The sequence below is a fragment of the Myxacorys chilensis genome (genome assembly GCF_059505265.1).
Genome location: NZ_JCACKG010000253.1, coordinates 36,518 through 46,996, shown reverse-complemented (window position 1 = coordinate 46,996; position 10,479 = coordinate 36,518). Strand labels below are relative to the sequence as shown.

The 10,479-nt window shown below is 46.5% G+C and carries 13 protein-coding genes; 3 read left to right on the top strand and 10 right to left on the bottom strand.

Annotated features, from left to right (window positions below; genetic code table 11):
* Positions 1 to 45: 45 nt before the first annotated feature.
* The 8 genes from AC5JLB_RS26125 to AC5JLB_RS26090 form a co-directional block, all read right to left on the bottom strand.
* Positions 46 to 492: a surface-adhesin E family protein gene (locus AC5JLB_RS26125; RefSeq protein ID WP_495876758.1), complete on the bottom strand. Its 447-nt coding sequence runs from the start codon at positions 490 to 492 to the stop codon at positions 46 to 48.
* Positions 493 to 563: 71 nt separating this feature from the next.
* A complete protein-coding gene (locus AC5JLB_RS26120) occupies positions 564 to 1,310 on the bottom strand; it encodes a hypothetical protein (protein WP_495876757.1) in 747 nt (248 codons plus the stop codon).
* A 397-nt stretch (positions 1,311 to 1,707) separates the two neighbouring features.
* A complete protein-coding gene (locus AC5JLB_RS26115) occupies positions 1,708 to 2,151 on the bottom strand; it encodes a CAAD domain-containing protein (RefSeq protein ID WP_495876756.1) in 444 nt (147 codons plus the stop codon).
* A gap of 453 nt (positions 2,152 to 2,604) precedes the next feature.
* Positions 2,605 to 3,255, bottom strand: coding sequence for a YqiA/YcfP family alpha/beta fold hydrolase (locus tag AC5JLB_RS26110; RefSeq protein ID WP_495876755.1), 651 nt, complete (start codon positions 3,253 to 3,255; stop codon positions 2,605 to 2,607).
* A gap of 2 nt (positions 3,256 to 3,257) precedes the next feature.
* A complete protein-coding gene (locus AC5JLB_RS26105) occupies positions 3,258 to 3,758 on the bottom strand; it encodes a Spy/CpxP family protein refolding chaperone (RefSeq protein WP_495876754.1) in 501 nt (166 codons plus the stop codon).
* A gap of 18 nt (positions 3,759 to 3,776) precedes the next feature.
* Positions 3,777 to 4,136: a hypothetical protein gene (locus AC5JLB_RS26100; protein ID WP_495876753.1), complete on the bottom strand. Its 360-nt coding sequence runs from the start codon at positions 4,134 to 4,136 to the stop codon at positions 3,777 to 3,779.
* Positions 4,133 to 4,789, bottom strand: coding sequence for a sigma-70 family RNA polymerase sigma factor (locus AC5JLB_RS26095; protein WP_495876752.1), 657 nt, complete (start codon positions 4,787 to 4,789; stop codon positions 4,133 to 4,135). Before AC5JLB_RS26095 ends, AC5JLB_RS26100 begins: the two co-directional genes overlap by 4 nt.
* A gap of 91 nt (positions 4,790 to 4,880) precedes the next feature.
* Entirely contained in the window at positions 4,881 to 5,240 is a 360-nt protein-coding gene (locus AC5JLB_RS26090; protein WP_495876751.1) for a hypothetical protein, read from the bottom strand.
* A 191-nt stretch (positions 5,241 to 5,431) separates the two neighbouring features.
* Between AC5JLB_RS26090 and AC5JLB_RS26085 the strand changes: the two genes are divergently transcribed.
* The 3 genes from AC5JLB_RS26085 (at position 5,432) to AC5JLB_RS26075 (ending at position 7,395) form a co-directional block, all read left to right on the top strand.
* Entirely contained in the window at positions 5,432 to 5,722 is a 291-nt protein-coding gene (locus AC5JLB_RS26085) for a hypothetical protein (RefSeq protein ID WP_495876750.1), read from the top strand.
* Between the two features lie 237 nt (positions 5,723 to 5,959).
* Positions 5,960 to 6,472 carry an adenine phosphoribosyltransferase gene (locus AC5JLB_RS26080; protein WP_495876749.1) on the top strand — a complete coding sequence of 171 codons (513 nt, stop codon included), beginning with the start codon at positions 5,960 to 5,962 and terminating at the stop codon, positions 6,470 to 6,472.
* Positions 6,473 to 6,777: 305 nt separating this feature from the next.
* Positions 6,778 to 7,395 (top strand): DUF3859 domain-containing protein, encoded by a 618-nt coding sequence (locus AC5JLB_RS26075; RefSeq protein ID WP_495876748.1) that lies wholly within the window; start codon positions 6,778 to 6,780, stop codon positions 7,393 to 7,395.
* An 88-nt stretch (positions 7,396 to 7,483) separates the two neighbouring features.
* Here AC5JLB_RS26075 and AC5JLB_RS26070 read toward each other — a convergent pair whose 3' ends face one another.
* Both AC5JLB_RS26070 and AC5JLB_RS26065 read right to left on the bottom strand, forming a co-directional pair.
* Positions 7,484 to 7,756, bottom strand: a complete 273-nt coding sequence (locus tag AC5JLB_RS26070; protein ID WP_495876747.1) for an Npun_R1517 family heterocyst differentiation transcriptional regulator — start codon at positions 7,754 to 7,756, stop codon at positions 7,484 to 7,486.
* Positions 7,757 to 8,946: 1,190 nt separating this feature from the next.
* Positions 8,947 to 10,155, bottom strand: coding sequence for a histidine kinase (locus tag AC5JLB_RS26065; protein ID WP_495876746.1), 1,209 nt, complete (start codon positions 10,153 to 10,155; stop codon positions 8,947 to 8,949).
* Between the last annotated feature and the right edge of the window lie 324 nt (positions 10,156 to 10,479).

Here is a 10,479-nt window from a genome sequence, read left to right as displayed (position 1 = left end):
ACTGAGTGAGCTTTTTTACTGTTTACCAGACTTCTCAAACATCCTCTAAGGCTGAGTTGGTTTAGTTTGAGCAGCGTTTGTCTCTGGACTACAAACATAGTTCACTACCGTAAAGGCGCTGCTTCCCCGTTTTGGCTGGCTGAGCGCACCACTATCCCCATAATCAAACTTTTGGATCAACTGCCGATTTTTGGTGTAGGCATTCACCTTTCGTAGCCGCTGCGTCTTACTCGCACAATCGACTGACCAGCGCATAACCGCTCCGTAAATGGGCTGCTCTACCGTCGTGTCTAACAGCGCATTGTTAGGCCCTGGAAACTCTCGATACTCCCAGTACCAAACATACGGATCGTTACGCTCAATCGAACTGACATCGACAAAGAACTTATCGTTAACAGAATTCTCAGTAATTTTAGTCCACTCCACGGCCAGCGCAGAAGGACTGTAGGCTAGAAATGCGCCTGCGACCAGAAGTTTCAAGAACGGATTCATAGATCAATCTCTCAGCCAAAAATAGAGTCAGTGTGGAAAGGCAACAGAATTTAAACGCAGTCACGCTGAGTTTAGCGTTTCACAGGCTCAGTCTTAGCAGGGGCAGGATTTGTGGCGCGGTTGGGCTTGCTGGCTGCCTCCAAGTTCCGAATTGCTTGAGATGCAAAGGTATCTTGTGGACGTTCATCTAAGGCTCGTTTGAAGTAGAGCATAGCAGTCTGCATGTCCTTCTTCTGGGTAGCAGCATAGCCCGCTTGCATATAGCGATCGTAGAACGTTGTCTGCTTTTCTGGTGTAACCTTCGGCGCTGAGTCAGGAGTTGTGGGCGCGGCTGGACTGGTTGGCTTGGCAGGAGTTTCTGGGCTGCGAACAGCCGCGATCGGCCCTACGGACTGGTAAGCACTACTCACCTTCTTTACATAAGGCGACGCTTCAGGGCTGTTGTATCGATTAGAATCACCCGTCAGCCACCACGCGGCTAGGCGCTGAACTGCTAGCGATTCATTATTGCGGCTCGCCTTGTATTCCTGCTTCAGCACATCGCGGACAACGCATGTCACCAACGATCGCGCTGTTGCAGGACTATTCTGAAACTGGAGCGGCGTCACTTCTCGTCCTGTGCATAGCCTTGACCACCGACCGATGTTAGCGGGTTCAACCTGCCAATCGCTATATAGATTGGGAGTCGGTTTATCTGGCTTTGAGGCTTGGCGAAGGGCTTCTACCGCTCGTCCTACCTGCACTTCTGTAACTTGTGCTTGAGCAGGCAGTGCCATCATTACACTGATCCCAATGGCTCCTAGAACTCTCAGTCGCATAACTCGCCCTAACAATGAATACTAAATTATGACTACAGACTCAATTTATGATTCTGCTGTGTCTGACTGTGATAAAGCGTTACGTTTTCCTGGTAGAGAAATCAGGAAATTGGTAGATATCTATTCACTGAATATGAAGGAAGTTGGGTCAAAGGTCAAGCGAGGAAAGGACGATGAGGCGAGACAATGGAGGGCGGCATAAAGGGATAGAAGATTTCCTATTTTAGATCGTGGTTCTTATTGGCATAGAAAGGAGCTGAAAGCGATCGCGAAGTTCAGAGGATTGCTCACCTGAGTTCTGTATCGCAAAAACCTTGTCATACACGAAGAAAGGGACGCAAAAAGCGTCCCTTTCAGCATTTCATATCACCGAGATGAAGATATCAGAGGTGAAAGACTACTCATTACCAACAACTTGGTTCTTAAGTTTGTCAAACTCTTGACCCAGTTCTTGACGATTAGAAGCTTTCAGAAGATAGCGATAAACAAACCAAGCGGTGTATCCTAACCCAACCAGTTCAAAGGTAGGTTGCAGAAGGGGAACATCGTTAATTGCACTCAAGAGGGCTAAGGTGAGCTTCACGGAAACGATCGATCCGAAAACTAAACCCACCGTTACAAGAGGCTTGCGATATTCCGAGAAAAACGCTCCTAGATACTCTGGCAGCGCAGACAAGATCGTGTAAGCTTTTTCGCCTACTTGACGCCATTGCTCGTTTTGCTCAGGAGAGACTGTCGCTAAGGAACCTGCGTCTTCTAGGTTAATGGCAGGAGTCGTAGGCTCAGCGACACTAGTGGGGGAGTTGTCTGAATACTCCACTTGTTTCAATTCAGGTTCCATAGTAAGAGTTCCTTGGAAAGATTAACCTGGACATGCCTTGCCGGATGAATTAAACCAGCGTTCGGACAATATCAGAATTTAGAAATAAATTTCGCTATCTTTCAAACATAGCGAAATTCTCTTCTGAAGTTGTCACTTGCAAGATAGATAATCACCTAAACTCTCAAATTCTGCAAATTTCGTTCTCTAACGTATTTACCGATACATTGAAAGCGCCACCAGTAAAGGCATTCCAGCGATCGCAGCGCTGCGATCGCTGGAACATGAGCATTTTGAAGCAATAATCTTAGTCAATTTATCCAGAAATGACTGAGTAAAATCACTTGTTTTTATCAGACATAAGTAAAGTAAATACATCAATCGGGGACATTCTGAAAAAAATGGTGTTTAACGTCCCCAGATTTCGGTCTTGCTAGTGTCTAACTCTAAATTGAGTAGTACATAAATATTAATCTAGTGAAAACAAAATTGACAGATTTCTTGCCAAATTCTGCTGCTTTGGTCGATCAGCGCGTGGTTGCTGTCCAATTCGACCAGATTGACCCATGCGCGATCGCGGGCATAATCGCGACTGACCTGCACGGGGATCACCTCATCCTCAAGTCCGTGCAGAATTAACGTCGGCACTGGTTTTCGTAGATTTGCTTCGTTGTATTGTTGGAGATCACTGACAATTTGATAGTCCAAGGGTAAAAGGCGACCTTCCCCGTGATGATAAACCAGTAGGGGCTGCCCGGCTTGCCATTGTTGAAGTTGAGCAGCTCCGATCGTGGGCAACCAATGCTCTAGATAGCGAAATGCAGGGGCAAGTAGAACAAGCCGTTCAACTTGGGGACAAGACTCTCCAAGCCATGCGGCGGTCAATCCTCCAAAGCTTGAACCAATGATAGTGGTGGACGATGCTGGAAGGATGGCTCTAACTTGTTGCAGTTGGCGGCTCAGCGTTAGGTGCGTGAAGTCATTCTGATTGAGATCGGGAATCTGTAAGATGATGTCTTCCGAGGTGAAGCGATTCCTGCGGAAGGTTGCAAACTGGGTGCGCAAATCTTGGGCTTTTGCCGATTGAGGACTAGAAGCAAATCCGTGCAAATAGAAAAATTTCACCTTTACTCCCGAACGCGCTCTTCCATACGTCCTCGGTTATCGCGCTGCTTCTTCATGCGTTCTGCAAACTTCTGACGTTGCTCGACGGTCAGTATATCTCGCATGGCTAACATACTTTCAAATTGAGCATCGGCAACCTGTTCTCGTAAGGTTTTGACTTGTCGATACTTTTCCTGGAGTTGCTCTTTAGACGCGTCACCGCCCATCAAGCTCCGCAGCTCTTGCTGAGCTTGACGTTCTGACTGTTTACTCGTGCGGATGCGATCGCGGTACTTCTCCCGCACCGCTCGAATCTGCTGCATCTGATCTGCCGACAGATTGAGTTCTTTTAGCCAACCCATCCCAGGACGTTTTTCGGGTCGCTCTGGCTCCGCTTGGGCAAAAAGATGCTCGGCGGAAAAATCGGCTAATTTTGAAGCGTCGGCTTGGGTTGTGGCTCGAAAGGCAATCGCACCTCCTAAAACGGCGATTAAAGCAGCGATCGCAGACATGCGACGAATCATGGAACTCTCCTTATCCAATTAATTATCAGTCAACGGTTCGACCAAGGCTAGAAACTCTTGAGCCGAGCGATCGTTGGCATTAGAGGAAACGTCAGATACCGAATTCAACCAGCTATTTTCCATAAACGCTTCTAAGCTAGCGACATCCGTAGGAGCAGGCTGTGAGGCTTGGTAAGCTGCCACAGCCACCACTAATCCAGCCGCCACGGCTCCTGATGTTGCCCACCACCGAATCGGACGCACAACTCGCTTTGCTTGGCTCTCTTGAGTTGCCTGCATAATTCGCTCTTCTAGCGAAATAGACGCAGGCGGTGGCAGCGGGCGATGGTGCTTGAGAAACGAGACTAACTCTGGATCATCTGGAGGTTTATGAGTCATAGTTGAACTCCTTCACGATGTAAAAATTGGCGCATAGCAGCGCGAGCGTGGAATAGACGAGATTTCACCGTGCCTAAAGGAATCCCTAAAATATCTGAAATTTCTTTTTGGGCAATGTCTTCTAAATCATGCATCACTAAAATGGTGCGATGCTCGAAGCTAAGGTGGTGCAAGCCTCGCTGTACGACGTCCTGGTAGTGGAGATGCATCAAGTCTGGCGCGTCTTGCTGAGTCTGGCTCTGTTGCTTCAGGGAGTCGAAGCGCGATCGCCCCTTTGCTAATAGTTGCCTTTGGTCTGAAGCGACATTCCAAGCGATGCGGTACAGCCAGGTGGAGAACTGAGAAGATTGCCGAAATTTCGGCAGTCCCTTCCAAGCCCGCAAAAACACTTCTTGCACCAAATCATCAAGGGTGGCTGTATCGCAAAGCTGATAAAGCAGCGCCCTGACTTTCTGATGATAACGTTGATACAACCAACGAAAGCTGTTCGCGTTGCCAGCGACACATTGCCGGATCAGCACGTTGTCCGAAAGCTCGGAGTTTCTGGCTTGGTCATCGCTAGCTTGCACCGCACTCCTCTGAACGTCGCGTTGTGGCTCTAAAAGAGTTGATTGCTCTTGGAACCTTGCAAAGCGCATTGTATCCGCTACCACTGATGCATTCTCCGCAGATGATATGAAATTAGACAGATCGCGGCGAAGAAAGGTTCATATCATTACTCACGGTTTTTAGAGAGGACTATCCTCAATGAGGACGAACCATCGAGGGTGGAGGCGGATCAAAGGGTTCAAAGATTGAACTGGGGTTCAGTCCAGTAATGTGTTGAAAATCGTCAGGACTGAGAGGGCTGAAAATTCCGGTACGTTCCCACTGCTGAAGTGACTCGTGAACGTGATTGAAGAATGCGAGTCCGCGTGGCATCGGAATTGCTGCCCAATGGTGCGCGATCTCATCGGCTAAGGCTAACTCAATCCAGGCAGAAGGATACCGCTCTAGCAGTTGATCTAGCTCATTTTCGCAAGCTTCAACCTCTGATCCATTCAGTTGATAGCTGCTAATAATATGCTTTATTCGTTGCTTTTTAAGATGTTTAGCGAGGGTCATTACTTGTACTTGGACATTCAACAACTATTTAGCAAAGCGTTCATGCTTTCAGCTTATAACACCCCGATCAAAACCTAGAAAAAATCAATTTTGCAGCGACAAATATCGCAATCAAACTGCATGTACAAGTAGAATTTCAAGCAGGGCTGATGCAGCCAGAAATAAATAGCGATGTTGAGATACCTAAACCTATGGAAAATACTTTGTTCGATCGCACCTTTCGAGACAGTGAGGGCAAGATTGTTCTGGCACAGATACCAAACCTGCCAATTTTGGTTTGGGGGACAGCAAGCTTACTCCAATTTCTAGTGACCAGCGGCAAAATCCAGGCCGGATTAGATTTAGTCGCGTTTGGTTCCTTGTTCACATGGGCATGGCAGGAGGTTTTTCAAGGGGTTAACTATTTTCGGAGAGCGCTCGGTTTCGTCGTGCTAGTTGGCGCGATCGCGTTCAAACTTCAAGGAGCCACCGGGCTCACTTAATGACTCCTTAATGATTGGCAGCTTGTTGAAACCTCCGACCCTGAACGCAATCGGGCATTGCATTTCTGGATCGCTCGAATTTGGATCACTCAAATTTGAGTGATCCAGATTTGGATCACTTAGAGAGGCAAGAACCTTTCAGTGACCATAAGTAACAAATTATCGTGACAAGCGTGCTAATTTGTGCGATAACCCAACCCGTACCCCTCTTTGAACAGTGCTGTAGGTTTAACACTTATGGATTTAAAGGCTTTGATTCGTGAGATTCCCGATTTTCCTAAACCTGGAATTCTGTTTAAAGACATTACGACGCTGCTACAAAATCCAGAAGGGTTGAGATACACAATCGATTTGCTGGCTGAGAAGTGCGCAGATTTAGCTCCTGACTATGTTGTGGGAATGGAGTCACGCGGGTTTATTGTGGGAACGCCTTTAGCGTACAAAATGGGGATTGGATTTGTCCCCGTTCGTAAACCAGGGAAGCTGCCAGCACCCGTTCATCAGGTGGAATATGAGTTGGAGTATGGAACGGATTGCTTAGAAATGCATAAAGATGCTTTCAAGTCGGGCTGCCGAATCCTGATTGTGGATGATCTGATTGCGACAGGGGGAACGGCAGGAGCAACAGCAAAGTTAATTCAAAATATTGGATGTCAATTAGTTGGATGTGCGTTTGTGATCGAGTTGAAAGATCTCAACGGGCGTCAACGGCTACCGGATGTGCCGATCGTGACATTAGTTGAGTACTGAGTGGGTTGAATAAAAAGTTGATGGGCCGTTGTGCTAATCGCTATCAAAATCCCTAAGCTGACAAGGGCACAGGTTTAGACGGGGTGTATGCAGCAACGGCATTTTTCGATGCCTCGCTTTAGATGACTTAGCGACACATCCGACTTAGCACCGACCGGAGTAATCTTCTGTCAGCCTAGAAGGTACCACCTTAGAACCAAAGCAACTGGCTAAGGGTTGAAGAGCAGAGCCGTGCTAATTGTTGTAAATGGCGATCGCATGTCAGGATTGACGTGTCCACACTCCGATGAAGGTTGGAGGCAACGATGCAGAAACTCACGCAGGAACAGTTAACCCAGATTGTTGCAGAGGCCCAGCGCATCTCCAACAAGCGGCAAGATGAACTGGACGCAGACGAAGTTCGACAAATTCTTCAAGAGTTGAACTTGCCGCCAGAGTTGTTAGAGGAATCTCTGATACAGGTACGGCGACGGCAATCGTTGCAAGTAGAGCAGCGTCGAAATCGTTGGATAGTTGGAGGTGTTGCCGCTATCATCGTTGTAGCGATCGCGTCAATCCTCTATTTCTTGAATCACCAACAACAGATCCTAAATCGAGTGTCTGTACAGCGCGATCGTATTACCCTGCAAGCGGATGGTAGCGATGTGCAGACCGTTTCTCGCCAATCGAATCCCGATCTCTACTATCGTGTTGTGTTAAAAGACGCTCCGATTGGGCAGAAGCTATCGCTCTCTTGTGAGTGGATTGATCCAAATCAGCAGATCGTGAAACAAAACCGCTACGAAACGCAAGAGATTCGCACTGCCCTTTGGAATACTTACTGTCACTATCCAATCGGTACAACAGCAATTCCTGGAACCTGGACGGTGCGGATGCGACTTAACGATCGTTCAATTAGTGATGCCTCGTTTACGGTTCAGTAAGCAGAGACAGAATTAATGGCATCCCCGTTATGCAAGTTCATCTATTTCTACAAAGAGCGCTTGGGGCATCCCCTCGTAGTCTTTTGCTTTAATCGTTTGAATTACGCAGTCGAATGAGTTGACGGCGCATTTGAGGCGAAGCTTCGAGTTCAGAAATTTCTTCTGCGTTCACCTGTACCTGCATTGGCTCCATATATTCATCGCTGCCGCACGAAAAGGCATCAATGAGCATCTCTAAAAGCTGTTCACGATCCTGAAGGACTCCCTTCTCCTCAATAAGCCGAAACTTAAGATGGACTTCACACTCATAGACACTAACTTCGGCGGCTTTAGGCTGATACTCTAAGGAATCGTACTTCATCGATTTCAGCGGTTCCTTTACGCGGCAGGTGGATAGGCAGACTAGGTTCTATTACTAGATTCTATTAATAGTAATTCGCTAAAAAACTGCTCTTGACTGGTCATGTTCAAGGCTGATCAATCGGTAAATACTCCCCTATTGCTCGAAACTAACATTTTTCAGAAGTTGGCTAGATCAGCTATATTGCTGAATCAACTTCGTGAAGGTTAAGGTGCTGAGCTTAGGATTAAAACCAGTATGAGATGGTTTTTAGCAATTACTTCATGACTGACTCAATGATAGTTATAGGTGAGCCGCTTTTGAATTAGTACCGTAATTACACTAGATTTAAGTGGCTTAATAATGATGGAATCAAAGTAAGGAAATGGTGAAGTAGACAAGCAATTTATTAGCTACAGCATATCCGTAGACTGAAATTCCTTGAAGTTTAGATGCACCTTAAGCATTCCCCTAAGCCACTAAGATTTATCAACTAGAGAAGGTCAAGAATCAGCTCGAAAAGTACCCGAAAAAATTCTTGTGTTTAATAACACTAAATAGAAAAGCGCAATACTGACACAACTTGCGCCAAGCCTTATAGCGAAATTGAATTTACTAAACTGTTCCAGCTTTAATCTGCTTTTCGAGAACAGATAATGTACGGCGTATACAGTGCTGTAGTGGAACCGATGTGCATCATGCTACAAGGTAGAACGAGCAGGATTTCAGCGGCTAGAGAGAGATAGTAAAAACTCAGTAAGCGATCGCGTAATTAGTGATCTATTTGACATCTGGGCTTAAAGGGTATGAGCGCCTCAATGTGCTTTTTCTTGAGTGAAGTAACTGTGAAGATAAGATATGGTCAGCGATCTCGCTGCAAGATTCTATTAAAGCAAAAAGACAAATGCATCCGTTTTCAAAAACTTACGCAGCCATCATTGACGGCAATTCATAAGGTAAACCTAGTTCATCAATCAGTACTTGGTTAATCATCTTAGTCTCCGTACAGTACAACTACGGAAACGAAAGGTGAACTCCGCAAATCTTCTGATCTAACCCAAGCAGCTTGCTCTTCAATACTCTGCAAAGTGAATGCTTTAAAGTTCGGTATAGTGCTGATAGATAGCAAGATAAAGTGGCTTGAAGTCCAATCATGCACCAAACCACCTTTGCATTAATAGCCTCCTATTTAGCTCTGTGAAAGAGTTGTTTCACAACTTAAATCCGTCGATTAATTGCTGTTGCAGTCGAAAGACAGGCAATGTGAAGTGAAAACAACTCCCTTGATTTGGCGTGGAATCCACCCAAATTTGCCCATAGTGCGATCGCACTATGCGTTGGCACAGGGAAAGACCAATTCCATATCCGTCTTGTGCTTGGTCGCGCTGAAGCCGGAAATGATCTTCAAAAATGCGCTCTCGATTGTCTTCAGGAATGCCAGGCCCAGAGTCGCAAATGCTGACTTGCACCTTCTGGGTCGTGCGATGCAAAATGGAGACGTGAATTGCGCCATTAGTTGGCGTGTATTTGATTGCGTTGTCCAAAATGTTGACGAAGACTTGCCGAACGCGTTCGGGGTCGGCGTAAACGAACGGCAGATCATTTGGAATATCAGTATTTACTTTCAGATGCTTAGCTTGCGATCGAGCGTGCAAGCTGTCTAATGCTTCCCGGCACATTGCGCCTAAATCAAGCTTCTGAGGCTGGATGTGTAGTTCTGCGCTAGAGCCTTTCGCCGCTTGCAGAATGTCAGTAATCATCCGATCGATTGTGCGAAGCTGCGATCGCGCATGGTTTAACAACTGCAGGATTAGGACAGGCGTGAAGCGTGAGGACTGGCGATCGCCAGATTTGTGACCGATTTCGAGGGTTTCCACGGCGATCGAGGCAGCGGTGAGAGGATTACGAAGATCGTGCGCCAACATCGCGATAATTTGGTCTTTAAACTGAAGCTGCAATTTCAACTCTTCACGCTCTTGATTCAGCCGGAAAACCTCATCTGAGAGTTTTAACAACTCTGCCGATTGAATCACCGATCGAACGCCAGTCGTTTTGGACGCATCAACTTTAGCTGATTTTGCGATCGCGTCTTCCTCCAACAAAAATTCTTCTGCCGCTCGTTGCCACCGCGACCACCACCGCTCTAACTGAGCGACCAAATCGCTACCCGTCAAAATTTGTCGAGGCTCAGGATGAATTTTAATCAGAGCAGGAGTTGCCACTAATCGAAAATGCTCTGCCAAATACGGCTGCTCACCAACATCGACAATCTGAAGCTCAAACCGATTGTCGGACTCTCGCTTCTTGAAAAACGACCGAATCTGCCGGATTTGTTCTTTAGAATTGGGACGCTGATCGACAAACAGGAGAATCTGTAAGGGCACTTCAGTATTTGTAAACTTATCAGAAGGTGCCAGCATCTTTCAGGAGTACGCTTAACCGATAGGGCAAATTAGTGGAACAATTTGCTGTAGGACCAGGAAGAATTGAGATTTGACGATGTTCTGCTTCTAGGCTCAGTGCAGAAGAAAGGTTAGATTCCCTGCGAGTAGGATAGGATGCCACCCTAAAAAACTACAGAGACTTAAAAACTACAGAGACTTTGTGACTCCCATGCAACCGTTTGCCTGAGCTGAAACAATTCACCTCGATTCAATTCCTAACATATAGGGTAGCGTATCCCTTGCAACCTTCTAAAGAATTTCTAAAGTTTTCGTTTTGGCATACTCTGCTGGACCAACTCT